Origin of the sequence: Leeuwenhoekiella blandensis MED217, assembly GCF_000152985.1 — a bacterium.
Lineage (GTDB): Bacteria > Bacteroidota > Bacteroidia > Flavobacteriales > Flavobacteriaceae > Leeuwenhoekiella > Leeuwenhoekiella blandensis.
Window position 1 is genome coordinate 1,135,496 of record NZ_CH672395.1, and the last position, 25,579, is coordinate 1,161,074.

28 protein-coding genes and 3 tRNA genes are annotated in these 25,579 nt (G+C 39.2%); 15 read left to right on the plus strand and 16 right to left on the minus strand.

The window, feature by feature from the left end; all coding sequences use genetic code 11:
* Nucleotides 1-3: 3 nt before the first annotated feature.
* The 3 genes from MED217_RS04920 to MED217_RS04930 form a co-directional block, all read right to left on the minus strand.
* Nucleotides 4-1,671 (minus strand): peptidase domain-containing ABC transporter, encoded by a 1,668-nt coding sequence (locus MED217_RS04920; protein WP_009779379.1) that lies wholly within the window; start codon nt 1,669-1,671, stop codon nt 4-6.
* 6 nt (nt 1,672-1,677) lie between these two features.
* The gene (locus MED217_RS04925; RefSeq protein ID WP_009779380.1) at nt 1,678-2,352 is read right to left on the minus strand and encodes a TetR/AcrR family transcriptional regulator; all 675 of its coding nucleotides are present in this window, start codon (nt 2,350-2,352) and stop codon (nt 1,678-1,680) included.
* Between the two features lie 128 nt (nt 2,353-2,480).
* The gene (locus MED217_RS04930) at nt 2,481-3,341 is read right to left on the minus strand and encodes a ChaN family lipoprotein (protein ID WP_009779381.1); all 861 of its coding nucleotides are present in this window, start codon (nt 3,339-3,341) and stop codon (nt 2,481-2,483) included.
* A gap of 159 nt (nt 3,342-3,500) precedes the next feature.
* On the opposite strand from MED217_RS04930, the gene MED217_RS04935 reads away from it, so the two are divergent.
* Both MED217_RS04935 and MED217_RS04940 read left to right on the plus strand, forming a co-directional pair.
* Complete coding sequence (locus tag MED217_RS04935) at nt 3,501-4,619, plus strand: DEAD/DEAH box helicase (protein WP_009779382.1); 1,119 nt, start codon at nt 3,501-3,503, stop codon at nt 4,617-4,619.
* A gap of 155 nt (nt 4,620-4,774) precedes the next feature.
* Entirely contained in the window at nt 4,775-6,256 is a 1,482-nt protein-coding gene (locus MED217_RS04940; protein WP_009779383.1) for a T9SS type B sorting domain-containing protein, read from the plus strand.
* Here the strand turns inward: MED217_RS04940 and trxA are convergent.
* The gene (gene trxA, locus MED217_RS04945) at nt 6,253-6,549 is read right to left on the minus strand and encodes a thioredoxin (RefSeq protein ID WP_009779384.1); all 297 of its coding nucleotides are present in this window, start codon (nt 6,547-6,549) and stop codon (nt 6,253-6,255) included. The genes MED217_RS04940 and trxA overlap by 4 nt on opposite strands.
* Nucleotides 6,550-6,719: 170 nt before the next feature.
* Between trxA and MED217_RS04950 the strand changes: the two genes are divergently transcribed.
* Both MED217_RS04950 and MED217_RS04955 read left to right on the plus strand, forming a co-directional pair.
* Nucleotides 6,720-7,367, plus strand: coding sequence for an SDR family oxidoreductase (locus MED217_RS04950; RefSeq protein ID WP_009779385.1), 648 nt, complete (start codon nt 6,720-6,722; stop codon nt 7,365-7,367).
* A gap of 12 nt (nt 7,368-7,379) precedes the next feature.
* On the plus strand, nt 7,380-7,874 hold the full coding sequence (locus tag MED217_RS04955) for a cupin domain-containing protein (RefSeq protein WP_009779386.1): 495 nt from the start codon (nt 7,380-7,382) through the stop codon (nt 7,872-7,874).
* 98 nt (nt 7,875-7,972) lie between these two features.
* On the opposite strand, the gene MED217_RS04960 is transcribed toward MED217_RS04955, so the two are convergent.
* The 3 genes from MED217_RS04960 to MED217_RS04970 form a co-directional block, all read right to left on the minus strand.
* Nucleotides 7,973-8,055 (minus strand) — tRNA-Leu (locus MED217_RS04960).
* A 58-nt stretch (nt 8,056-8,113) separates the two neighbouring features.
* Nucleotides 8,114-8,189: transfer RNA gene (locus tag MED217_RS04965), tRNA-Lys, on the minus strand.
* Between the two features lie 58 nt (nt 8,190-8,247).
* Nucleotides 8,248-8,320, minus strand: a tRNA-Lys gene (locus MED217_RS04970).
* A 122-nt stretch (nt 8,321-8,442) separates the two neighbouring features.
* On the opposite strand from MED217_RS04970, the gene MED217_RS04975 reads away from it, so the two are divergent.
* Complete coding sequence (locus MED217_RS04975; RefSeq protein WP_009779387.1) at nt 8,443-8,961, plus strand: shikimate kinase; 519 nt, start codon at nt 8,443-8,445, stop codon at nt 8,959-8,961.
* Here MED217_RS04975 and MED217_RS04980 read toward each other — a convergent pair.
* Genes MED217_RS04980 through MED217_RS04990 form a run of 3 tightly spaced genes read right to left on the minus strand, consistent with a single transcriptional unit; the run spans nt 8,953 to nt 10,428 of the window.
* A complete protein-coding gene (locus tag MED217_RS04980; RefSeq protein WP_009779388.1) occupies nt 8,953-9,456 on the minus strand; it encodes a phosphoribosyltransferase family protein in 504 nt (167 codons plus the stop codon). The two genes, MED217_RS04975 and MED217_RS04980, sit on opposite strands and share 9 nt — an antisense overlap.
* Entirely contained in the window at nt 9,456-10,055 is a 600-nt protein-coding gene (locus MED217_RS04985) for a methyltransferase (protein WP_009779389.1), read from the minus strand. The genes MED217_RS04980 and MED217_RS04985 overlap by 1 nt, the downstream gene beginning before the upstream one ends.
* Nucleotides 10,045-10,428 carry an RNA-binding S4 domain-containing protein gene (locus MED217_RS04990; protein WP_009779390.1) on the minus strand — a complete coding sequence of 128 codons (384 nt, stop codon included), beginning with the start codon at nt 10,426-10,428 and terminating at the stop codon, nt 10,045-10,047. Before MED217_RS04990 ends, MED217_RS04985 begins: the two co-directional genes overlap by 11 nt.
* An 85-nt stretch (nt 10,429-10,513) precedes the next feature.
* Between MED217_RS04990 and MED217_RS04995 the strand changes: the two genes are divergently transcribed.
* Nucleotides 10,514-11,416, plus strand: coding sequence for an FKBP-type peptidyl-prolyl cis-trans isomerase (locus MED217_RS04995; RefSeq protein WP_009779391.1), 903 nt, complete (start codon nt 10,514-10,516; stop codon nt 11,414-11,416).
* Between the two features lie 81 nt (nt 11,417-11,497).
* Here the strand turns inward: MED217_RS04995 and MED217_RS05000 are convergent, their stop codons facing one another.
* From MED217_RS05000 to MED217_RS05010, 3 genes are all read right to left on the minus strand, one after another.
* Nucleotides 11,498-12,082, minus strand: coding sequence for an outer membrane beta-barrel protein (locus tag MED217_RS05000; RefSeq protein ID WP_009779392.1), 585 nt, complete (start codon nt 12,080-12,082; stop codon nt 11,498-11,500).
* Nucleotides 12,083-12,193: 111 nt separating this feature from the next.
* Nucleotides 12,194-13,147 (minus strand): transketolase family protein, encoded by a 954-nt coding sequence (locus tag MED217_RS05005; protein ID WP_009779393.1) that lies wholly within the window; start codon nt 13,145-13,147, stop codon nt 12,194-12,196.
* An 86-nt stretch (nt 13,148-13,233) separates the two neighbouring features.
* Nucleotides 13,234-14,079, minus strand: coding sequence for a transketolase (locus tag MED217_RS05010; RefSeq protein WP_009779394.1), 846 nt, complete (start codon nt 14,077-14,079; stop codon nt 13,234-13,236).
* Between the two features lie 197 nt (nt 14,080-14,276).
* Here MED217_RS05010 and tgt point away from each other — a divergent pair, with 197 nt between their 5' ends.
* The 9 genes from tgt (at nt 14,277) to MED217_RS05055 (ending at nt 23,077) form a co-directional block, all read left to right on the plus strand.
* Nucleotides 14,277-15,407: a tRNA guanosine(34) transglycosylase Tgt gene (tgt, locus tag MED217_RS05015; protein WP_009779395.1), complete on the plus strand. Its 1,131-nt coding sequence runs from the start codon at nt 14,277-14,279 to the stop codon at nt 15,405-15,407.
* A complete protein-coding gene (locus tag MED217_RS05020) occupies nt 15,408-16,484 on the plus strand; it encodes an LptF/LptG family permease (RefSeq protein WP_009779396.1) in 1,077 nt (358 codons plus the stop codon).
* Nucleotides 16,471-17,385, plus strand: a complete 915-nt coding sequence (locus MED217_RS05025; protein ID WP_040532594.1) for a DMT family transporter — start codon at nt 16,471-16,473, stop codon at nt 17,383-17,385. Before MED217_RS05020 ends, MED217_RS05025 begins: the two co-directional genes overlap by 14 nt.
* Nucleotides 17,386-17,471: 86 nt before the next feature.
* Entirely contained in the window at nt 17,472-18,425 is a 954-nt protein-coding gene (locus MED217_RS05030; protein WP_009779398.1) for an acetyl-CoA carboxylase carboxyltransferase subunit alpha, read from the plus strand.
* Between the two features lie 170 nt (nt 18,426-18,595).
* A complete protein-coding gene (dnaB, locus tag MED217_RS05035; protein ID WP_009779399.1) occupies nt 18,596-20,158 on the plus strand; it encodes a replicative DNA helicase in 1,563 nt (520 codons plus the stop codon).
* A 264-nt stretch (nt 20,159-20,422) separates the two neighbouring features.
* Complete coding sequence (locus MED217_RS05040) at nt 20,423-21,607, plus strand: hypothetical protein (RefSeq protein ID WP_040532596.1); 1,185 nt, start codon at nt 20,423-20,425, stop codon at nt 21,605-21,607.
* Nucleotides 21,607-22,146, plus strand: a complete 540-nt coding sequence (locus tag MED217_RS05045; RefSeq protein ID WP_009779401.1) for a DUF922 domain-containing protein — start codon at nt 21,607-21,609, stop codon at nt 22,144-22,146. The genes MED217_RS05040 and MED217_RS05045 overlap by 1 nt, the downstream gene beginning before the upstream one ends.
* A 97-nt stretch (nt 22,147-22,243) precedes the next feature.
* Nucleotides 22,244-22,453: a hypervirulence associated TUDOR domain-containing protein gene (locus MED217_RS05050; protein ID WP_009779402.1), complete on the plus strand. Its 210-nt coding sequence runs from the start codon at nt 22,244-22,246 to the stop codon at nt 22,451-22,453.
* A 6-nt stretch (nt 22,454-22,459) separates the two neighbouring features.
* Nucleotides 22,460-23,077, plus strand: a complete 618-nt coding sequence (locus MED217_RS05055; RefSeq protein ID WP_009779403.1) for an L-threonylcarbamoyladenylate synthase — start codon at nt 22,460-22,462, stop codon at nt 23,075-23,077.
* An 89-nt stretch (nt 23,078-23,166) separates the two neighbouring features.
* Here MED217_RS05055 and MED217_RS05060 read toward each other — a convergent pair whose 3' ends face one another.
* From MED217_RS05060 to MED217_RS05070, 3 genes are all read right to left on the minus strand, one after another.
* Nucleotides 23,167-23,997, minus strand: a complete 831-nt coding sequence (locus tag MED217_RS05060) for an OmpA/MotB family protein (RefSeq protein WP_009779404.1) — start codon at nt 23,995-23,997, stop codon at nt 23,167-23,169.
* Between the two features lie 90 nt (nt 23,998-24,087).
* Nucleotides 24,088-25,086: a glycosyltransferase family 2 protein gene (locus tag MED217_RS05065; protein ID WP_009779405.1), complete on the minus strand. Its 999-nt coding sequence runs from the start codon at nt 25,084-25,086 to the stop codon at nt 24,088-24,090.
* Complete coding sequence (locus tag MED217_RS05070; RefSeq protein ID WP_040533248.1) at nt 25,083-25,529, minus strand: type I restriction enzyme HsdR N-terminal domain-containing protein; 447 nt, start codon at nt 25,527-25,529, stop codon at nt 25,083-25,085. Before MED217_RS05070 ends, MED217_RS05065 begins: the two co-directional genes overlap by 4 nt.
* Nucleotides 25,530-25,579: the final 50 nt, after the last annotated feature.

Below are 25,579 nucleotides of genomic sequence, written 5' to 3' on the forward strand. Positions count from 1 at the left end.
TTTCTAATTTGAAGTTGAAAGTTTACCGGAGTCAAGCCATAAGGTTCTCTCGCAGCAATTTTGCCATGCCTTGTCTTTACTGGCAACAATGATGGCCCACGGATTTGACTTATCAAATAAAAAGTTTACAATGCGTTCTTTTTCTTCTGTCGAAAACTTTGTGAGTGGTTCTTTGAGAATAAGCAGTTTAGGTTTGCGCACGATACTACGCGCCATCACGATTTTATCTGCAATCGTTTTTGATAAACGCTGTCCTTCTGGCTTGATCAAGGTGTTGAGTCCGTTGGGTTGATCTTTTACAAAATCAGCAAGGCCCATTTTTTCAACCGCCCAGTCGATGTTTTTCTGAGGAACCGTTTTATCACCAAACGTGATATTGTCGAGAATGGTGCCTTCAAAAGGAGTTTCTTCAGGAAAAGATTGCCCAAGTAATGCCCGGTAATGATTCAACTGAATACCTTTAACCGATTTGTTGTTGATAAAGAATTCCCCGCTAGTTGGTTCTAAAATTCCTGCGATGATCTTAAGCAGTGTAGACTTGCCAGATCCGTTAGGGCCATTTACAAGCACGTGATCTCCTGGATTGATTTTAAGAGAGACTTTGTCGAGTATGGTGACTTCATCGGCGTGATCTTCATAGCTTACATTGCGCAGTTCTAAGTGAAGATTATCTTCTGCTTCAAAGGGTTTAGAAAGTTCCTGGTCTTCCAGTTTCTTATCTACGACCTGTCCCACCTTTTCCAACGCGGTAAGCAAGTCATAAAAATTCTCTAATCCTAAGATGAGCTTTTCTACAGAACCTATGATAAGAACGATAATGATCTCTGCAGCCACAAATTGACCAATGTTCATCTGTTGATTGAGTACCAGAATTCCACCTATAAGCAAAAGACCTGCGGTTACCAAAACCTTAAACGCGATCATTTGTATAAACTGAATGCGTAAAATTCTAAAGTGACTTTCACGCGAGTCTACATAATCACTTACCAAAGCATCGTTTTTATCTAATGCCAGACTCGATCTTCCTGAAAGTTTAAAGCTTACCAGAGCACGCGCGATTTCTTGAATCCAATGCGCGATTTTGTATTTATATTTTGATTCATTCAAGCTCGTTTGCAAACCGGTATTTCCTGTGAATTTAAATACCAGATAAATAAGCAAAATGAGTAAGATTCCGTAGAAAATAAAAAACGGATGATAAAAGGAAAGCAGAATAAGACCAAAGATGATCTGTACCAAAGCCGCCGGAAAATCAAGTACCAGTTTATACAAACTTTTCTGAATCGTAAGAATATCAAAAAAGCGATTGGCCAATTCCGGAGGATAATAATCTTTGAGTTCGCTCATTTTAATTTTAGGAAATCTATAGGTGAACTCAAAAGAAGCGCGTGTAAAGATCTTCTGCTGAATGTTTTCAAGTATGCGTATTTGCATCAATTGTAGTGCGCCAACAAAAGCAACGCCAAGGGTAACCAAAATCACAAGAATGATCCACGACGTGGTGATTTGTGCACCTTGGATAAGATTTACAATAGCCTGAATCCCTAACGGAAGCGAGAGACTCACAATTCCCGCAAATATGGCGTAATAGAGAATCTGCAAAAAATCTTGCTTCTCTAATTTTAAAAGCCGTACAAAACGTTGCCAGGGCGTTAATGTTTTAGAATCCATATATAATTAGGAGTTTAATAAGTTTGAAGTGAGGTGTATAAAATACTGTGAAGGTGAAGTCTTTTTACTACAATCGGTCAACGAGGTAAAATGATCTTTCAAAAAGTGTTGGTGCAAAGATCCTGCGAGAATAGTGCTGGCCAAACTTGCAGGATACGGATAGCCCTCATTCACATCGGCAATCATTTCTTTTAAGCGTGTGGTGAGCCGTTTATAAATCACAAAATATCCCTCTTTATTTTCATCGTCAACTTCTTTAGTCAAATAGGATTTAGAGTACTCGTTAATCACGATTTTGTTTAACGCCACCTCATTAATATGATTGAACGAATGATCTTCTTCTACTTCGCGCGTTAATATTTCTATCGCTTGTTCTAATTTTTCTTTAGGATCGTGGATGTTTGCAGTTGCAAAAGCCAGTTGGTATTCTTTCCAGCCCCAATACCAATTGGTTAAGTAGATCAAAAATTTATGCTTATTCTCAAAATACCGGTATACAGAACTCTCGTTAGATTCTATACGCTCTCCGAGTTTTTTAAAAGTGAAATTATCAAAGCCTAAATCATTGATGAGTAGAATGCCATGTTCTACGATGCGTCTTCCTAACGAGGAAGATTCCGGGTCTTTTAAATAGACGTTGTCATTGATAGTGATCTTCAAGTTACGAAGTAACTCATCCATAAAAGAATATTTTAATCGCTAATTTAATAGTAATACTATTAATCTTGAAAATTTTACAATTATTTTAGTCTATAACGTTATAGTGTTTAAGGATAGAATTTTGAAAATGAGAAGCTTAAAAAGGAGTTCTAATAGGTTTTAGTCATATCTTCATCAATAACGATAATGAAATCAGCTTGATTTAGATAAGCTTCTTCAAGCGTATCGAGGTCTTTTTGAGCAACACTGGTGATGGTGGTATAATTCAATTTAGGCGCTCCGTTTTTGAGATACCACAAGATTCCTTCGTGAAAATCGCTATGAAACGAACCGTTATAATGAATAAAAACCTTGTTTTCTTCTATGTTTTGCAAGATAAAATGTGCCATCGTGGCATCTTTTATAGCTTGAGCCATAACCAGTTTAGGAGAGCCGTGATCTCCCATCATTTTTAAAATTTCTTGATAGCGTGGCAGTTCAGGATCAAAAGCGATAGGCAGCGGAGCAATCCATTCTTTTTCTTCAGAAGGCAAACTGTCTAATACTTCAAAACCTTCTTTGTAAACCATACTGGCATATCTTCGGGGAACATTTGTAGCAATAAATTGTAGGGAATTGTTCTTAGCAAAATCTACCAAGGGTTGATAGTCTGTTTTATGATTTACCCAAAGGCGTGCGGTAGAATCGAGCTGTTTTAAATTGATGCTATCGCTTAAATAAGCATTCAGTTGCTTTTGATTATCTGCCTCGATCATTTCGGCTCCTAGAATAAGTGTTTTGGTAGAAGCCAAATCTTGAGTCACTTCCAATTCCAGCCAATGCGCAATGGGATTGTCGTGCATTTCACCAAATAAGATCACATCTTTTCTGTTATTTAAGGTGTCAAGCATAGCTTGGTAGGTTGTAGGTTTTCCGCTGCTATCAAATAAAGCATAAGCAGGTTTGTCCTGTGCAATAAGCTGAATACTCACAAAAAAGATAACAAGTGGAAAAAGGTAAAGGGCGCGCATAGTGGTGTTTTTGTCGTTTAAAAATACAAGATTTATTGCATCATTTTTTGTGATAGTCAAGATTTAAAAAGAATGATTAATCAATTGTAGATCAAACTTTAGCTATCTGCATTCATTTGGCTACCTGCTTGCGTATCTTTGCAACTCTAAAATCACAGCATGGTACAAAATTTTAAGAGCTTAGGGCTCAACAAGAATTTGATAAAAGGGTTAAATGAACTTGGTATTCAAACACCTACCGAAATTCAGGCTCAAGTGATCCCTTTACTTCTTGAGGGAGCCACGCATCTCGTTGGGCAAGCACAAACCGGTACCGGAAAAACGGCTGCTTATGGTTTACCTATTTTAGAACAGATAAATCCCAATCAGAAAAGTATTCAAGCGTTGATCTTGTGCCCAACGCGAGAGTTGAGTCAGCAAGTGGCCAAACAACTATTCAAATTCACAAAATACACAGATAAAATTTTTACCGAAGCCGTCTATGGAGGTGAAAAAATAGACATTCAGATCAAGAATCTTAGTCGGCCTACTCAGATTGTCGTGGCTACTCCCGGCCGATTGATCGATCTGTTGAGTCGTAAGGCAATCGATCTTTCTCAGGTAAATACCGTAGTGCTTGATGAAGCAGATGAAATGCTAAGTATGGGCTTCAAGCAACAATTAGATGATATTCTGAGTCATTTGCGTAATGTAGAGAACAAATGGTTGTTTTCGGCAACAATGCCACACGGGATCAAGCAAATTGTAAATCAACACATGGCAGAAGATGCACATCGCATTCAGATAAGCCGCGATGTGGTTAATAAAAATATTGAGCATAAATTTTTGCAATGCGAAGAGGTTGATAAACTTCCGATTTTATTAGATTTTCTAAAAACTAAAAAGGGAGAGCGCGGTATAATCTTTTGCAAAACTAAAGCGGCTACCGCAAAACTAGCTAAGCAGCTTATAGCAAAAAATATCGCTGCAGAAGCTCTGCAGGGCGATATGTTACAAAAAGAACGCGATAAAGTTATGCGTGCTTTTAAAAATGAAAGCTTACGCGTTTTGGTAGCTACCGATATTGCTGCACGTGGTATTGATGTTCAGGATTTAACGTTTGTTGTGCATTATCAAATGCCAGATCAGGAAGAATATTACACACACCGAAGCGGTCGTACGGCCAGAGCAGGTAAAGAAGGACTTTCGTTAGCATTGGTGACTTCAAAAGAATTACGCATTTTAAGGAGTTATGAGAAGGCGTTGGGAATTGGCATTAGTGAAATTCGTGCTAAATAGGTACGGATTCCGCAAGTTGTAGTTTGTCAACTTGTTTATAGTATATTTAGGAGTTATTACTCTCGTTAATGTTTTATAAAAGTTTATTAGTCCTAGTTGTTGTGCTTTCTAGCTTTCATGCTAAAGCGCAAAGCGTTAATTCGGCATATCTCTGTATGTCTGACGGATCGATTGTTTTAGCTGATTTTGACACTTGTAGTGTGCAGGATGTAGTTACTCAAAATAACTATCTGCTTGGTGATATAGCCGAAGGCGATACCCCAACCTCTTTATACGGTGTAGACTATTCCAATATTTACACTATAGATTTGATTGCTCAAGAAATGCGGCCACTGGGAGCGCTTAGCTTTATAGGCACTAGCGGGGCTTATTTAAACTCTTTGGTTAGAGAATCTGAAGGTACGCTACTCGCGGTTTCTGGTGACAGCACAGGTTCTTTATATCGAATTGACGTACAAAACTTAACAGCAACACTTTTAGGCGCAACAGGTTATGCTTCAGCCGGAGATCTTACTTTTTATGAAGGCGAACTCTTCTTATCGGCAACCGGGGGTGGTTTAGTGCGTGTGGACATCGAAAATCCTTCTTCAAGCGAATTGATAGGTTCAATGAATGCCGGAGGTTTTGCAGATATTTTTGGTGTGGTTACCGTAATACAGGGAGATCCTTGTGCGGGAGACGTAAATTATGAAATGATCGCTACCGGTGGTAGAGACACACGCGTTGTTGATGTGACTACAGGTGCGACTTCTGCGCTTTGTTCAAATCTTTTTTCAGGAAGAAGCATTTTTGGTGCTGCCGAAGTGACTGTGGCTACTTTGTGTCAGTTAAATTTAGAGTTGAATGCGGTGAGCCCGGTATGTTCTGGAGAAACGCTAACTGTAGAAAGTACGGTAGATCCTAATGAAGCAATAGGGACTTTTACGTATGAATGGTATGAAGTGGGAAGTTCTCAGGTATTGAGCACTCAGCCTAATTTTACGGCGACTTTTGACCGTACTACGGTTTTAGAATGCGTGGTAACCGATGCAGACCGAGTAGCGCCTTATCAAACCGCACGTGCTGAAATTACAGTAGAAGTTACGCCTTCTCCAGTTATTGACGCTATCGAAGATGTGGTAGCTGTTGATACGTTTACACTGCCTAACATTACAGGTATAGCTATTCCTGATAATATGGTTTTTACAACCGAGGCTTTGGGTGAGGGGACTGTGTATAGACCGGGTGAGCAAATTACAATTGCTGATTTTTCTAGTTTTCCTGTTCGGTTGTATATGTATGCTGAAAATGAACTAGGCTGCAGTGCTCAGGAGTCCTTCGAACTTATGATCTATAGTGCCGAAGATGTTACCGACTTAGGGAAATTTTTAATAGATGCGCCTGCGTTTTTCACACCCAATGGAGATGGGTATCACGATTTATGGAGTGTTGATTTTCAAGAAAATGTATTGCTGTATGAGGTTTCGATTTACGACCGCTTCGGGAAATTGCTCAAACGCTTAAATCCAAATAATTTGAATTGGGATGGGAAGTATAACGGTGTCGATATGCCTAGCAATGAGTATTGGTTCAGTATCTATTACCGTTATCAAGAAAGACAATTAGAATATCGAGGTCATTTCACTTTAAAGCGTTAATGACTTGCAATCACATTTTTGATATCAGCACGGCTAAGCACACCACTTTGGCGCCATACTTGTTTGCCGTTTTTGAAAAGCATTAACGTGGGCACACCACGCACCTGAAATTTTTGAGCCAAAGCTTGATTCTTGTCAACATCTACTTTAACGATTTTCACGTTTTCGCCTAAATCCTTTTTTACATCTTCAAGAATAGGCGCAAGCGTTTGGCATGGTCCACACCACGTCGCAAAAAAATCGATTAGCACAGGAATTTCAGAATCTGTAAGGTTGCCAAAACTTGTTTTCATACTGCAAAATTAGGAGTAAAGAGCCAAATTAGAAAAGCCTTTAACGACATCTTAATACTATGCTAAGATAGGGCGTTTGCAGCGTTAAATGCCGTTAATCTATGCGCAGTCTTTGGCGGTTGTTGATAACTTGAGCTTTAATATAAATTCAATCTATTAAAACGATAAATATGGAGACCAGCAAAGAAAATGTTTTAGTTGCCGGCGCAAACGGTACAACAGGAAAATTGATTGTAAGCTATTTGAGAGAATCACAATATTATAATCCTGTAGCTATGGTGCGTAAACAAGAACAACAAAAACAGTTTAAGATTCAGGAGGTTGATACGGTACTCGGTGATCTGGAAAAAGATCTTTCTCGTGCAGTTAAGGGAATTGATAAAGTTATTTTTGCTGCAGGTTCTGGCGGACATACTGGGCCTGATAAAACTATTGATGTTGATCAGGAAGGAGCAAAAAACTTAATCGATGAAAGTAAAAAAGCAAATGTCAAAAAGTTTGTGATGCTTAGTGCGATCAATGCAGACAATCCTGAAAGTAGCGATTCCCTAAAGCATTATTTAGAGGCTAAACGAAATGCTGATAATTTTTTAAAAAATAGTGGTCTGAAATACACAATTGTGCGTCCTGGAGCTTTGACTAATGAAACCGGAACACGCAAGATAGAAGCGGCCTTAGATGTTGAGCGAGGAGAAGTTACTAGAGATGATGTTGCTTACACCTTAGTTCACGTGCTCAACGACGATGTTGCCCAGAATGCTACTTTTGAAATGATCGAAGGTGATCAGAGAATAGAGGATGCAATTAAAGAATTTTAAAACCACGCAACTATGAATAGAAAATACATTGCAATTTATGTTACTGTTTTCTTGTTAACGATGTTTTCCTGTGCTGAAAGCAAGCAAAAGGAAGCAGAAGCAGAAACAGAAGACCAAGCTGAAACACCAATTTTTGAAAAGGGAAACCTTACTTCAAAAGAAAAATTTGTCGGTGATGTTTATATGAATTTATTGGTTCCTGAAGATTCAACCTATACTACAAAATCAGGTAGTGTTACGTTTGAAGCGGGATCTCGTACCAACTGGCATTACCATCCCAGCGGTCAAATTCTAATGGTAACTGAAGGAACAGGATATCACCAGATCGAAGGTCAGGTTAAAGAAATTATTGCTAAGGGAGATGTGGTTAAGGTGCCAAAGAATGTAAAACACTGGCGCGGTGGTTCAAAAGAAGAGGCTATGACGCATATTTTTGTGATTCCAAATACCGAAATGGGAGCTTCAGTATGGTTTGAGCCTGTAAGCGATGAAGAGTTTTCTGAGTAGCAATTACAAGTATTTCTGCATTCTAAAAACAGAAATAAACTCGATATAAAAAGAAAAAGCCAGTGAATTTGAGTTCACTGGCTTTTTTAGTTTAGTTGTACCCGGGATGGGACTTGAACCCACACGTACGAAGTACACACGGCCCTCAACCGTGCCTGTCTACCAATTTCAGCACCCGGGTCTGTTTAATTCAAAATTACTATAAAATAAAACCAGATGGTAAAATCTGGTTTTAATTTTGGTGACTTGGCTGGGGCTCGAACCCAGGACCCTCTCCTTAAAAGGGAGATGCTCTACCAACTGAGCTACCAAGTCTGGTAAAAAAGCTTCTAAAAAACAAAACCAGACGTCAAAATCTGGTTTATGTTGCTTGTGACTTGGCTGGGGCTCGAACCCAGGACCCTCTCCTTAAAAGGGAGATGCTCTACCAACTGAGCTACCAAGTCTTTCCTTAAATGCGGCTGCAAATATACATCCATTTTTTTAATCTACACAAGCCTTTTTGTGATAAATTTGAATAAAATTGCAGAAGCTTCGATAGGCTTTTGAAAATCAGTATTTTTTAAGAATGAAAATTTATTTAATCGGCTATATGGGCTCAGGGAAATCTACTTTAGGTAAGATTTTGGCTCAGGAACAGGATATGAATTTCATCGATTTTGATGATTTTCTAGAAGAAAAGGAAGGTAAATCCATCTCGGAGATCTTCAATGAGCAGGGTGAGATTTATTTTAGAAAAAAGGAAGCCCTTTATTTACAAGAACTTTTACAAGGATATGATAATAGTGTTATAAGTCTTGGTGGAGGGACTCCTTGTTATGGTGACGCGATGCAACGCATCAATGAAGCAGAAGGAACTTCGGTTTATATCAACGTTCCGGTAAAAGAACTTGCAAGCCGCTTATGGTCACAACGGGAACATCGCCCGGTATTGAAGCATCAGGATACGCCTGAAAAACTCGAGGAATTTGTGCGTAAACACCTTTTTGAACGCAGCTTTTACTACAACCAAGCAGTAGTAAAAATAATGGTGAAGGAGCAAGGTGTAGACGAACTCATAAAAGCCTTAAAGACTAAGTTATTCTAAGATAGCAGAATCTTGCTCTGGTTTAAAGCGCACTTTTACCCGCTCATTTAATGAGGTGCTTAAAGAAATCCCTTTAAAGTCAGCTTTTACAGGATATTTCTTGTGATTTCTATTGACTAGAACTGCAGTTTTGAATTGTTTCAGAGGAACATCAAGAAAATGCTTAACACCGTAAATTAAAGTAGTTCCAGAGTTTAAAACATCGTCAATAAGTACGAGTGATTTATCTTGATAGTCGGCAGGATCAAGAGAGGTGGTTACCGTGCCTTGTGGTGCTGTTTTGTTCATTTTTACTTTGCACAAAACACATTTTAGATCAGAAACTTCTTCAAGAATCACCTTGAGACGCTCTGCGATAACATAGCCGTTTTGAACCACCCCGGCGAGAATAATTTCTTTTTCGTCAACATTGCTTTCGTAGATTTGATACGCAATGCGGCGTATTTTATTTTGAATGTCTTGGTGATCTAAAATGGTTAGCACTTCGGTTTTCATCAGGATTCTTGATTTGATTTTTCAAAGATAAAAAAGAGTTCGTTGCCCAATCGTGGTTTTATCGAATTATAACAGGCTTCTAATGTTTTGATGTTGAAGTATTCTGAAAACAACTTCTTGTATTCCTCAGAGCTGCCACCAAACGGAGGGCCTTTTTCCGTGAGCGGAAAATTAAATAAAACTCCGCTAATCTTTCCTGAATCTTTAAGTAAAGAAGCTGCATGCGCAGCATAATCGGGTCTTTTATCAGGTTCTAAAGCACAGAAAAAAGTTTGTTCTAAAATAAGATCATAGGAGGTGTGATGCTCAAAAAAATCCCCTTCGATAAGTTGGTAAGCTGTAGTATCTGGTAAGGCTTTTTTTAACTGAGTCAACGCCGATACAGATAGATCAATAACGTCTACATTTTTAAAGCCTTGCTGCGCCAGATAACGTACTTCGTGACCGTAGCCGGCTCCCGGAACAAGAATTTGAATGTTCTTATCATCGATCTGGTCTATGTATTCTTTCAGCGGTGTAGAAACCGAACCGATATCCCAACCTGTTTGCTGGTTTTGATAACGGTCTTCCCAATACAATTTGTTTAAATCAGTTTTCAAAAAAGTCGTCTTTTTCGTAGAAATCATCTAGGTCGCGACGGTCTTTCTTGGTAGGACGTCCGGTACCTTTTTTGCGATAATAGTCTTTAGAATATTTGAGTAAATCTAATTTTTCAAGATTTTCTGCAGGAGTTTTGTCAACATAATACAAACCAACCAATTTAGCACCAACACGGCTTGGTGGGTGGTCTAAAACCTCAATAATATAATTCACTTGATTCTTTCTAATTTGAATCGTATCTGAAGGAAAAACTTCTCTAGAGGGTTTAACTGCAACATCATTTATTTTTACCTGTCCTTTTTTACAGGCATTTGTAGCGATAGAACGGGTTTTAAAGTACCGCACACACCACAAATATTTATCAACACGCATAATCTATTGCTTTAAAGCTCGTTTTTAACAACACAAAAATAGCGTAAAATTGTATCTTGCGCGACCTAAAAGCAACATGATGACTATGATGAGAAACATATTTTTGGCTGCAATGGGCCTAGTATTTTTTATCTCTTGTAAAAACGATGATGACAATACCGTAGAAATTGAGGTGCGTGATCGGGGGGAAGTGCAGGTAGAAAGTTCGGCAAATTTGACCGCCTATTTAGATACTCATTTTTATAACTACGAGGAGTTTGAAACACCACCTGCAGATTTTGATTACAAAATACGCTTTGATACGATAAGTGGTGATAATGCAGACAAGACGCCGCTTTCTAGTCAGGTCATTACCCGCCAATATACTTTTGAAGAAACAGAGTACGAGCTTTACATTTTAAAAGCACGTGAGGGCGAGGGTGTTCAACCTACATTTGCAGATTCTACGTTCTTAAATTATGAAGGTCGTGTAGTAGGTGGCAATCGTTTTGATGTTGCAATTTCTCCGGTTTGGTTTGATTTATCTCAAGTTGTTTTTGGTTTTGCAAATGGGGTTAGTGAATTAAAAGCAGGAACTCAGTTTACTCAAAATGCTGACGGAACTTTTGACTTTGGAAATGACTATGGAATAGGGGCTGTTTTTATTCCAAGTGGTTTAGGATATTTTAACGGGTCAGGACCTGGCTTTGGTTCGTATTCAGATTTGGTATTTACCTTTGATTTGTTTCGTGCAGTAGAGGACACCGATAATGACAGAGATGGAGTACCTAACTGGATGGAAGATATTAACGGAAATAATTATGTAAACGAATTAGGAGATGATACCGATGGAGATCGCGTTCCTAATTATTTGGATACTGATGATGACGGTGATGGGACGTCTACCCGAGAAGAAATAAATTTAGATGAAGATGGTAATTTAGTTTTACCATTTCCAGATAGCGACAATGACGGAACTCCAGATTACTTAGATCCTGAGATTAGTTAAATGCTATACATATCACATAAAAGAAAAGGCCCGTTATCAACTTGATAACGGGCCTTTTTTATTTCAACAATTGTGCGACTATTATAAATTAAGCGAAAGGCTTAAGATCAATTGATCGGGTCTTGTGTCAATACGATCCCCTCTAGTGATAATGCCATTATTATCTAAGAACTCAGCTTCATTGTCTCCAAAACCACGCTCATAGCGTAAATCAATTCCAAGTTTGCCTAAAGCTAAACCTGCGCCGATATTCAAACCTACCGTAAAGTCGTTTTTAACATCACCTAGCGTAATCCCATCATATTCTGTATCTAGAATATATTGAAATGCAGGACCTGCAAAAACCTGTAAAGGACCTAAAACTTCAAGTCCAACAAGAACGGGTAGATCTAGCTTTTGCATGCTAAAATCGTCATCCTCGTAGGTTGAATTAAGTTTGGTGTACACAAGTTCTGGTCTGATATAAAGTTTTTCTCCGGCACGGCCAAAAACTCCAACGTGATATCCTATGTCACTGCCTGGATCTTTATAAGCATTTTCCGCAGAGACTGTAATGTCTCCTGTGCCTCCGTAGTTAAGCCCGGCTTTAATACCAAAACCCGGATCTGATTGCGCGTGTGCAAACGACACGACTAAAAATAAAATTCCTAAAAATGTTCTTTTCATAACGGTTAAGTTGTGCCCTGTTAAGAGCGGTTTAAATAAATTTAATCAATTACGATCGATTTATTCTAGCCGATAGAAGTAAACATTTTTAGGAATCTAGTATAAAAGTGCTTACTTCTTAGCTAGCACTCTATTAACGGCTTCTACTATAGATTTAGTATTAAGACCGTATTTTTCCATAAGTTGAGCAGGCGTACCGCTCTCTCCAAAAGTATCGTTGGTTGCTACAAATTCCTGATAAACAGGATCGTTTTTAGCAAGTAAACCAGATACACTCTCACCAAGACCACCTAGGTAATTGTGCTCTTCACAGGTTACTACGCAACGGGTTTTCTTAATTGAATTTAGAATCGCTTCATCATCAAGCGGCTTGATGGTGTGAATGTTGATCACTTCGGCTTTGATTCCTTTTTCTTCAAGTTCTTCGGCAGCTTCTAGTGCGTGCCATACCAAATGACCGGTTGCAAGAATAGTTACATCAGAACCTTCCACAAGGTGTAATGCCTTACCAATTTCAAACTTTCCGTCAGCTTCGGTAAAGTTAGGAACGCTAGGTCTACCAAAACGTAAATAAACCGGACCTTCGTGATCTGCAATCGCGATGGTAGCGGCTTTAGTTTGGTTAAAATCACAAGGATTGATCACAGTCATTCCCGGTAACATTTTCATAAGACCTAAATCTTCTAGAATCTGGTGAGTCGCACCATCTTCTCCTAACGTAAGACCAGCGTGAGAAGCACAAATTTTTACATTTTTACCCGAATAAGCAACGCTTTGACGTATTTGATCGTAAACACGACCAGTAGCAAAGTTTGCAAATGAAGTAGCGTAAGGTATTTTTCCGCCTATAGTCATACCGGCAGCCATACCAATCATATTAGCTTCTGCAATACCGGTTTGAAAAAAGCGCTCTGGGTGATTCTTAGCAAAGTCGTTCAATTTTAAAGATCCGGTAAGGTCTGCACAAAGGGCAACAACATCTTCATGAGTTTTTCCCAGTTCGTCCATACCTGCACCAAAACCAGAACGAGTATCTATATTTCCTGAATTTGTGAATTTTTTCATATTTCTGACCCCATTTTATTCAGTAATGAGTAAAATATATTCGGGGTAATTTTTAAGGTTAATAGTTTCTTTTTGATGGGTACCAATTAGTAGTCGCCTAAAGTCTCAGGGTTTTGAGCTAGTGCTTTTTCTAATTGCTCATCATTAGGAGCTTTACCGTGCCACGCGTGACCATTCATCATAAAGTCAACACCGTGTCCCATAATGGTATGTAATAAGATACAAACAGGTTTTCCTTTACCGGTGCGTGATTTTGCTTCATTAAGACCAGCGATAATCGCTTCGATATCATTTCCTTTTTCAACGTCTAAAACATCCCAGCCAAAAGCTTCAAATTTAGCTTTAACGTCTCCCATATTTAAAACGTCATCCGTACTACCGTCAATTTGCTGACCGTTTAAGTCAACTGTTGCAATAAGGTTATCTACTTTATTACCAGCAGCATATAAGATCGCTTCCCAGTTTTGACCTTCTTGCAATTCACCATCACCGTGAAGGGAATAAACAAGACTGTCATCACCATTGAGTTTTTTGGTTTGAGCAGCACCTAAAGCAACACTCATTCCTTGTCCTAATGATCCTGACGCGATGCGAATTCCCGGAAGTCCTTCGTGCGTAGTAGGGTGTCCTTGCAGACGAGAATCTATTTTTCTAAACGTGTTTAATTCTTCAACCGGAAAATAGCCAGAACGAGCCAAAACGCTGTAAAATACCGGTGAGATATGACCATTAGACAGGAAGAATAGATCTTCGTCTTTTCCGTCCATATCAAAACCTTCTTTACGTTTCATTACTTCTTGGTATAAGGCTACAAAAAATTCTGTACAACCTAAAGAGCCTCCCGGATGCCCAGAACTCACTTGGTGTACTTGCCTTACGATGTCTCTTCTTACCTGAGAGACAAAATCTTCTAATTGTTTTGTGTTTGGCATTTTGATTAAGTTAAAATTTGATTTTCAAAAATACCCATTTTAGACAGGTATTACAATCAATAACCCATATATTACTAGTCTTTTAAGGAAATTTAAGAAGTTTTATATTTTAAGTGTAAAATCCGCACTTATTATGCGGGATTTGCAGCAAACACTATCTATTAAATAGTTTTATCTTTGCCGCTCTAAATTATACTATGCAATTTAATCTTGTTACAAAAGACGCTGCCAGCAAGGCACGTGCAGGAGCAATAACGACAGATCACGGAACCATTGAAACCCCCATTTTTATGCCGGTGGGAACTGTTGCTACCGTTAAAGGGGTGCATCAACGTGAGCTTGAGCAAGATATAAATCCAGACATTATCTTAGGAAATACTTATCATTTGTACCTAAGACCACAAACCGAAATTCTCGAGAAGGCAGGCGGGCTGCATAAGTTTATGAATTGGGACCGAAATATTCTTACCGATAGCGGTGGTTACCAGGTGTATTCGCTTTCAGCCAATAGAAAGATCAAAGAAGAAGGTGTCAAGTTTAAGTCACACATCGATGGCTCATTTCATATGTTTACGCCAGAACGGGTGATGGAAATTCAGCGAAGTATCGGGGCCGATATTATTATGGCTTTTGATGAATGCACGCCCTATCCTTGCGATTATAATTATGCAAAACGTTCTATGCATATGACGCATCGCTGGTTGGATCGATGTATTGATCATTTGGCCAAGACGCCGGTGAAATATGGTTATGATCAGGCGTTTTTTCCTATTGTTCAGGGAAGTACGTATAAAGATTTACGGAAGCAATCTGCAGAATATATAGCCAATTCAGGAGCGGTAGGTAATGCCATTGGCGGACTTTCAGTAGGGGAGCCTGCAGAAGAGATGTATGCAATGACCGAAATTGTGACCGATATCCTTCCGGAAGATAAACCGCGTTATTTGATGGGCGTGGGAACTCCAATCAATATTTTAGAAAATATTGCGTTAGGTGTAGATATGTTTGACTGTGTGATGCCTACGCGTAATGGCCGTAACGGAACTTTGTTTACCCAACACGGAACCATAAATATTAAAAATAAAAAGTGGGAAGATGATTTTTCTCCCTTAGATCCAGACGGAACGACCTGGGTCGATACCGCGTATTCTAAAGCTTATGTAAGACATTTATTTAGTGTAAATGAGATTTTAGGCCGTCAAATAGGTACGATTCACAACCTTGGATTTTATATGTGGCTGGTGCGAGAAGCGCGCAAACATATTATTGCAGGTGATTTTTATACCTGGAAAGAAAAAATGGTAAAACAAATGGATAAGAGACTCTAGATGAAAATCCTAGATTGGTACATACTTAAGCGTTATCTGGGTACTTTTATCACGATGCTCTTGTTGTTTATCCCTATTGGGATCACGGTAAATCTGGCAGAGAAGATCGATAAGATGCTGGCTAATGAGGTGCCGTTTGTAGAAATCGCACTGTATTATCTAGATTTTACCATCTACTTTGCAAACCTCCTGTTTCCGTTATTTTTATTCTTATCGGTAATTTGGTTTACTTCTAAACTCGCAAACAATACCGAGGTCATCGCTTTTTTAAGTAGTGGTGTTTCGTTTTATAGATTTTTAAGACCGTACCTTATCGGGGCAACAATCGTATGTGTTGGCGCTTATATTTTAGGAACATATCTGGCGCCTGCGGCGAGTCAGGGTTTTAATGAATTTACCTATGAATATCTCAAAAATGGTAAAGCAGCCCGTGAAACCCGAAACGTATATCGCCAGATTAATGATAACGACTATATTTATGTAAGCCGCTTTACGCCTTCGAGTAAAATGGGGCAAAACTTTACGTTGGAGCATTTTGAGAATAATACCCTTCAGTATAAAATACAGGCACGAAGCATTGTTTACAGACCTGAAGATACCTTGTACCGACTCAATGGTTACAAAAAACGAATTGTAGGCAAAGAAGGGGATATTTTAATTTCAGAGCCTAAGTTAGATACCTTGTTTTCGTTTGATCTTGAAGATTTAACGCCGCTTGAATATATCGCTGAAACCCTAACGACACCTCGATTGAGAGAGTTTATAGATAAAGAGCGAGCCAGAGGTTCTTCTGCGATAAATAGGTACGAGGTGGTGCTATATAAACGCTACAGTTTGCCGGTGAGCGCCTATATTTTGACCATTATTGCAGTCGCGGTTTCTTCTATGAAGCGCCGCGGTGGAATGGGGATCAACCTAGCCTTGGGGATTTCTCTAGCGTTTATTTTTATCTTCTTTGATAAGGTTTTTGGTACTATTTCAGAGCAATCTGACTTTTCTCCAATGGTTGCCGTGTGGTTGCCTAATGTGCTTTTTGGTATCTTAGCTATTTATCTTCTCAACCGTGCAAAACGATAGTCTTAAAAGTTACTTCCATTTTCACGTCATTGTGTTTATTTGGGGGTTTACGGCAGTTCTGGGTGCTTTAATCAGTATTGGGGCAACGGAATTGGTTTGGTATCGTATGCTCATTGCTTCGATAGTCATTTTTGGCTATATAAAATTTAAAGGGATTTCGCTCAAGGCGAAAGGCAAAACGATTTTAGGTCTGGCAGGTGTGGGAGTTCTTATCGCTTTGCATTGGTTAACCTTTTTTGGTGCGGTTAAAATCGCAAATGTTTCGATCACTTTGGCGATGATGAGCACAGGAGCTTTTTTTACGAGTATTTTAGAGCCTATTTTTTATAAACGGAAGTTGATCTGGTACGAGCTCGTTTTTGGCTTGCTTGTAATTTGTGGTTTGTATCTCATTTTTGAGGTAGAAACGCGTTATACTGAAGGAATTATCGTCGCACTTATTTCTGCATTGCTAGCTGCGCTGTTTACGCTATTCAATGGCAAGTTTGCAAAAAAGCACAATTCTGTGATGATTTCTTTTTATGAATTACTCACCGGAGCCTTGTTTATAACCGTTTTTCTGGCGCTTAGCGGAACGTTTGATGCTTCCTTTTTTCAACTACAGCAAATGGATTGGGTGTATCTTTTGATACTTGCGACCGTTTGTACTGCATATGCGTTTATCGCTTCGGTAAAAGTGATGAAACATTTAACGCCATACACCATTATGCTCACCACAAATATGGAACCCGTGTACGGAATCATCCTAGCTTTTCTCATTTTAGGCGATGCCGAACAAATGAATACCGGCTTTTATCTGGGCGCAATACTCATTTTATGTACCGTGATTTTAAACGGAATTTTAAAGAATGCCCGCAGACGCAAGGCTGCACGCGCATTAAAGAATTTAGAAACAAATTAAAAATAGACCGGCTAAAAACCGATAAGGGTTTGGGAGAAGCTTTTTAAAACCTTTATATTTGTCAGCTAACTAAAATTTTCCCCTAAATGGAATATTTAGAATTTGAACAACCCATTAAAGAGCTTGAAGAACAACTTCAAAAATGCTCGCTTATAGGAGAGGAAAGTGATGTAGATGTCACCAATACCTGTAAGCAAATTGAGAAAAAACTCAACGATACCAAGAAAGAGATTTATAAAAATCTTACACCTTGGCAGCGTGTACAGTTGTCACGTCATCCTAACAGGCCCTATACTTTAGATTATATCAAAGCGCTTTGTGGCGATACCTTTCTAGAGCTTCACGGCGATCGCAATGTTAAAGATGACAAGGCGATGATAGGTGGTTTAGGTAAAATAGGGGATCAAAGTTTTATGTTGATCGGTCAGCAAAAAGGCTTCAATACTAAGACACGTCAGTATCGTAATTTCGGTATGGCAAATCCTGAAGGTTACCGCAAAGCATTGCGTCTTATGAAGAGCGCAGAGAAGTTTAATCTTCCTGTGGTATGCTTCATTGATACTCCGGGAGCTTATCCTGGTCTTGAAGCTGAAGAGCGTGGGCAAGGAGAAGCAATTGCGCGTAATATTCTTGAGATGACACGTCTTAAAGTGCCCATCATTGTTGTGATCATAGGTGAAGGAGCAAGTGGCGGTGCTTTAGGTATAGGTGTTGGAGATAAGGTGTTGATGCTTGAGAATACCTGGTATTCTGTGATCTCGCCAGAATCGTGTTCTTCGATCTTATGGAGAAGCTGGGAGTTTAAAGAGCAAGCAGCAGACGCATTGAAGCTTACCGCAAAAGATATGAAGAAGCAAAAGCTTATTGATGAGATCGTAAAAGAACCATTAGGGGGAGCACATAGCGATCGAGAAGCGACCTTCTCTACAATAAAAGAAGAGATTTTAAAAGCATTTAATGAGTTCAAAAACTTATCACCAAAAGATTTGGTTGAAAAGCGTATGGATAAATACTCAAATATGGGGGTGTTTAAAGGTTAAAACAGTTAAACATCACTTGCGACAAAATTCCGGAGATTTGCTCTCCGGTTTTTTTTATGCTTGTTAACAAGATTATTTAGTTATCAACATGCTATTTGTTAACTTATGGTGGATAACCACAGCTGCAAAAAGTTGAACCCGCCTTAACAAATTTTTTACATTCGTCCTCTATGGAAAATCTGCAGACTAAACCTAATTATATTAATCCTAAAAAAGACGTGATCTCCCTTGAGCGTGGTAAATTACCGCCTCAAGCTATTGATTTAGAGCAAGTTGTTTTAGGTGCGATGATGATTGATAAAAAAGGGGTTGATGAAATTATAGATATTTTAAGCCCTGAAGTTTTCTATAAAGATGCGCATCAACACATTTATGATGCGGTTCGTGCCTTGTTTGAAAATGGGGAGCCTATTGACTTATTAACGGTTTCTCAGCAGTTGAAGCAAATGGGGAAATTGGATCAAGCTGGCGGGGACTATTATTTGATTCAATTAACGCAAAAAGTATCCTCATCAGCGCATATTGAATACCACGCCCGTATTATTCTTCAGAAGTATATTCAGCGGAGCTTGATCAAAATTTCTAACGAAATTATCGAAGAAGCTTACGATGAAACTACCGATGTATTCGACCTACTCGACAACGCCGAGAGTAAACTTTACGAAGTAACTCAAGGTAACATCAAGCGTAGTTCTGAAACGGCGCAGAGTTTGGTAATTCAGGCAAAAAAGAAAATTGAAGAAATTTCAAATAAAGAAGGACTTTCTGGTATACCTTCTGGTTTTGATCGTCTTGATAAATTAACTTCGGGCTGGCAGGCGAGTGACTTGATCATTGTTGCTGCACGTCCTGGTATGGGTAAAACGGCACTTACGCTCTCCATGGCGCGTAACATTGCAGTTGGTCAGGGAATTCCCGTAGCGTTTTTCTCGCTGGAAATGGCTTCAGTACAGTTAATCACGCGTTTGATCTCTTCAGAAACCGGCTTGTCTTCAGAAAAACTACGTACCGGTAAACTTGAGAAACACGAGTGGGAACAGCTTAATGTTAAAGTAAAAAGCTTAGAAAAAGCACCTTTATTTATTGATGATACGCCTTCGCTTTCCATCTTTGATTTACGAGCAAAGGCGCGACGTCTGGCTTCGCAACACGGGATCAAAATGATCATTATTGATTATTTGCAGTTGATGACTGCAGGAGGTAGTCAAAAAGGTGGGAACCGGGAACAGGAGATCTCGATGATCTCGCGTAACCTTAAAGCACTTGCAAAAGAATTGATGGTGCCGGTAATCGCACTATCACAGTTATCACGTGCGGTAGAAACACGTGGGGGAAGTAAACGACCGCTGCTTTCTGACCTCCGTGAATCGGGTGCGATCGAGCAGGATGCCGATATTGTATCCTTTATTTACCGTCCGGAATATTATAAAATTGATGAGTGGGATGATGAGGAGCGCAGCCCAACAGAAGGTCAAGCCGAATTCATCATTGCAAAACACCGTAACGGTGGATTGGAAAACATCAGGCTGAAGTTCTTAGGACACCTTGGTAAATTTGACAACCTTGATGACTTTAGCACTCCGTACCAGTTTGAGTCTGCGATGAATCAAAATGCTGCGGCTAACGATGATACCTTTACTCCAGACAGTTTCCCAACGCCTGATCAGGCATTTGGAAGCTCGATGAATGATGGTGGTTTTGATAAGAGTGGAGAAGATGAGGTTCCATTCTAGAATCTAAAGAAAGATATTAGAAAAGGAAGTCAGTTTTGACTTCCTTTTTTTATTGATACAACCAAAGGGTATTGTCTCTCAATAGTATTTAAACAATCAAGTGCTCTAAATACTAGGCATAGTCTTTGAATCGTTGTAACTTCAACAGCATAAAATACAAGACTTTTGAGATTGAAATCATACTTTTTATTTAGACGTTTCTGGCTGTCGCTTTGTTTTAGTTTTTTAATTGTTCCGGCATTCGCTTCCTATGTTTTGATTCCTATGGATGCCGAAAGTCAAAAGGAACATTTAAAAGCCTACGGAATCACGTATTGGACGCTCAACCAGCAGCAAAAAGTAAAATGGTTGCTCAATTATCGTGGAGGTGCGTTTTTACTGCCCGATACCGAAGCACTCCAAAAAGAATGTATGATTCGCGGGGTGTCGTTTGAGGTTTTAAGCGATGCAAAAACCGAAGCTATTCTGGCAGAAATCGAGAGTCCGTCCCAAAATATGGAGGCGATCGTTTTGGAGAAAGCGCCTAAAATCGCGGTATATACGCCAGATGGTTCGGTGCCTTGGGATGATGCCGTGACTATGGTTTTAGAATATGCTGAAATTCCTTATACCAAAATTTACGACCGGGAAGTATTGGCAGACGAACTCGTACTTTATGACTGGTTGCATTTGCATCATGAAGATTTTACCGGTCAATACGGGAAATTTTATGGATCCTACAGAGCGACTTCTTGGTATATCGAAGAAAAGAAACAAGCTGAAGCCTTAGCTACAGAATTAGGTTATGATAAAGTCTCTCAAGAAAAGCTAGCCGTGGCAACAAAGATCAGTGATTATGTCATTGGAGGCGGTTTTATGTTTGCGATGTGTAGCGCGACCGATAGCTTTGATATTGCGCTTTCGGCAACGGGTGTTGATATCTGCGAGCCGATGTTTGACGGAGATGCTTCAGATGCAAATTATCAAGCTAAAATCAGTTATGATCGTACCTTTGCATTTACCGACTTTACACTGGTCAAAAATCCGCAGCAATATGAATTCAGCAGTATAGATACCACGCCTTTTCGTAGAGTTCCCGCAGACACCGATTATTTTAGTCTCAAGGAATTTTCAGCAAAATGGGATCCGGTGCCTACAATGCTTTGTCAAAACCACACAGCTTTGGTTAAAGGCTTTATGGGGCAAACCACAGCCTATAATCCCGAAGAGATCAAAGCCAATGTTTTGGTGCTGGGAGAGAATAAAGCCAACGGCGAAGCACGTTATATACACGGTGTAAAAGGGAAAGGCTTTTTTACTTTTTACGGCGGTCACGATCCTGAAGATTATCAGCATCGTGTAGGTGACGCTAAAACCGAATTGAAATTGCATCCTACAAGCCCCGGCTATCGTTTGATTTTGAATAACATTTTGTTTCCCGCAGCTAAAAAGAAAAAGCAAAAAACCTGATGAAACCGCTTGTTCTTATAGGATTTTGCCTCTTTGTTTTATTTGGCTTTCAGCGAAAATCTGCACGTATGTCGTGGCGCGATGGACATACGTTGAGCTGGTCTGATTTTCAGGGATTACCTTCAAAAGGCAGCGCGTTTTCAGCCAGTTCTAATACCGGGATCAGTCATCGGTTTACGATTAAAAGCACTGGGATTATTGATAAATCCAAATCGATCATTAAAGCCAATTTCTATCCGAAACTGTCTTGGTATAAACCAGAACTTATTGATGAATTTACCTTAAAGCACGAGCAAACGCATTTTGATATTTCTGAAGTACACGCGCGAATGTTTCGCAAAGCGGTAGCTGAATTTCACTTCACTCGAAATTCTAAAGCAGAAATACAGAGGATCTATAAAAAAATCGAAAGCAGCCGGCGCAAAATGCAAAGTCAGTTTGATGCCGAAACCGAACACTCCGTAAACCGCGAGGCTGAAAAGTTATGGGAGGTAAAAGTGCAGGCTTTACTTCATAAGTATCAACCTTGGGCGGGCTGAAACGCTTAATTTTAAGTTTTCTTATGCAGTGCACGTTAATCTTCTGTTAGAAAATTATGGTTTCCTTCAGTTCTCATCTAACTTTAAAAGAAAAACTATGATACGAGAAGGAAGTACTGTAAAATGGAAATGGGGTAACGGGACTGCAACCGGTGAGGTTAAGGAGTCTTATTCTAAAGAAATTACCAAAACTATTGATGGTAGTGAAATCACCCGAAAAGGAGAACAAGGAAATAAAGCACTTTTAATTAAACAGGAAGATGGTTCTACTGTTTTAAAATTAGAAAGCGAAGTAGAGAAAGCATAACAGCTAATGGCAGAGTTTATAAAACTTTATGATGAAAACCCAAGCGAGCGCGAGATCAAGCGCATTGTTGAGGTTTTAAAAAATGATGGGGTGATCATTTACCCTACAGACACGGTTTATGGTTTAGGTTGTGATATTACAAGCAACCGGGCGCTCGAACGTGTTGCACAATTGCGTGGAGTGAAATTAGCAAAGGCAAATTTTTCATTCATCTGTGAAGATCTGAGTAATCTTTCAGATTATGTGCGGCAGATAGATACGCCAACGTTCAAATTGTTAAAGCGCGCATTGCCGGGACCATATACTTTCATTCTTCCGGGAAACAACAACTTACCTACTGTTTTCAAGAAAAAGAAAACCGTGGGAATACGGGTGCCAGATAATAACATTGCACGCGCAATTGTGAGTCATCTTGGCAATCCTATCATTTCAACTTCAATTTATGATGAAGATGATGTGATCGAATATACCACAGATCCTGAATTAATTCTGGAAAAATGGGATAAGCTTGTAGATGTTGTGATTGATGGTGGTTATGGAGGTAATATTCCGTCTACCGTGATTGATTTGACCAGTGGCGAGGCGGTTGTATTAAGAGAAGGAAAAGGGGAACTTACCATTTAAATACAAATCCTAAATAGAAAACCCTTTGATGAAAGCAATAAAAAACCCGGTCGCAAGACCGGGTTTTAATATTTTAAAACTAACTGTTCTTAGTTTTTAGGCATTCCTTCTTCAATCATTTTGTAGAATTGGTCTAGCTTAGGAAGAACAACAATACGTGTTCTACGGTTACGCGCACGACCTTCTGCAGTATCATTACTTGCTAAAGGCACGTAGTAACTTCTACCTGCTGCAACCATACGCTCTGGTGGTACACCAAACTCTTCTTGAAGAATACGTACTACACTTGTTGCACGCTTCACACTAAGATCCCAGTTATCTTCGATTACAGAAGTGCTGATAGGCTGGCTGTCTGTATGACCTTCTACCATAAACTCGATGTCTGGCTTGTTTTTCACTACAGTAGCAACTTTACCAAGAACTTCCTTAGCACGGTTAGTTACATCCCAACGACCACTGTTGAATAAAAGTTTATCTGAGATAGAAACATAAACCACACCTTTCTCAACATTGATCTCGATGTCTTCATCGTTTAAGTTACCGATAGCTCCTTTTAAACTTGTAACAAGTGCAAGAGTTACAGAATCCTTACGGTTCATCGCATCACGGAAAGCTTTGATCTGAAGATCTTTTTCTTTCATTTGCTCAAGAGATTTTTCTAAGTTCTCAGCACCTTTTGCTGAAAGTGTAGTTAAATTTCCTTGAGTATTGATGAGATTATTATTCGCGTTTCTAAGATCAGTGATTTGCTCTTTCATCGTTTCACTTTGTGCTAAACAAGCATTAAGTTTAACGGTAGCTGTATTAAGCATATCCTGCGTTTCTTTTTGTTTAGCCTCTAATGCCGCATATTTCTTCTGAGATACACAAGAGGAAAGAAGTACCAGCGCTGATGCCGATACAATCATTAATTTTCTCATAATTTTAGTTGTTATCTTTAATTTTTAGTAACGTCAAATTTATTAAAATTAGTGCCCAATTGCCCAACCTTAACAATACTTTAAATTTTGTTAAAATAGGTCGGTGTAGTGCTTCTTTTGCCGTATGAAATACGCCCAGACGATAGATTTGACTTTGGCGTAAGGCCGATTTCCGGCGGTATGACTACGGATTTTAAGCAGTTTTGGAGTTTGGGCATAAAAATTGAAATGTGCTTGGAGCACCGCTGTAAAATGCTTCGGTTTTCCTTCAGCTAAAAATTTAAAAGCGGCGATCCCGTCGAGACACATTCGCGTAAATAAAATAGGGTAGACTTTAAATCCGGCTACATTTTTAAGCAAAAGCATCAGGTTGTTTCTAAAATTCAAGTAGGTTTTCTTCGGATTCATCTGTTCCAGAGTCGCTCCGCCTAAATGATACACCGCACTTGCTCCTAGGTATTTAATGGAATATCCCAAATTTTTTATCCGCCAGCAAAGATCGATTTCTTCTTGATGCGCAAAGAAGTTTTCATCTAGCGCGCCGGCTTCCCAAAAAACGGACTTGCGCACAGCTAGACAAGCACCACTCGCCCAAAAAATCTCTAAAGTATCATTGTATTGCCCGGTGTCTTTTTCGCAGGTGTCAAAAATGCGTCCGCGACAAAAAGGATAGCCCAGAGAATCGAGAAATCCTCCGGCGGCGCCTGCATATTCAAAATGGGTTTTCTTTTTTAAGTCTAAAAGTTTAGGCTGTGCAGCACTCAAATTTTTATCGCTTTCAAAAGCCTTGATCATAGGTTCTAACCATCCCGGAGTCGTTTCAATATCACTATTCATCAGGATGAAAAGTTCTTCTTCCAGATGTTGAAGCGCATCATTATAACCTTTAGCATATCCGCCATTTGAAGTATTCTGAATGATCTTCACCTGCGGAAATTCAGCTTGTATAAAAGAGACAGAAGCATCGGTTGAAGCATTATCGGCGACGTAAATGCTTGCTAAATGCGCGCTGTGCTTGATGACGCTGGGCAAAAATTCTTGAAGCAGTTTTTTACCGTTCCAGTTGAGTATGACGATGGCTGTTTTCATAAGCTGTAAACCGGGATATCTCGTAAAAAGATATATTTTTTAGCTTCATAATCCATTTGACAATAGTAGTGATTGAGACCGTTGGTAACCATTAAATATTCTGCTTTTACCGCAAGATTATAGCGCGCGATCTGGTCAAAAGTCTCTTGTGTGATTTTAACCTTAGGCGCTTTACATTCAATAATTAGAAAAATACTTCCGTCAGGATTAAAAATAACCCCGTCATAACGCTTTGAGGTGTTGTTAATCTTTAATTCTTTCTCAACATTTATAAGCGATAAAGGGTATTTATAAACGCTCAAAAGATGTTTTACTACGTGTTGGCGTACCCATTCTTCAGGGGTGAGTACCACAAATTTTTTACGAATGGGGTCAAATATAAGCGGTTTATTTTCGCTACTTTTGAGCCTGAAGGCATATGGAGGAAAATTCAATTCTTGCATCGTTTCAAAGGTAATCAACCTTCGGAATTTTTAGGCCTGCATCAGTTTTA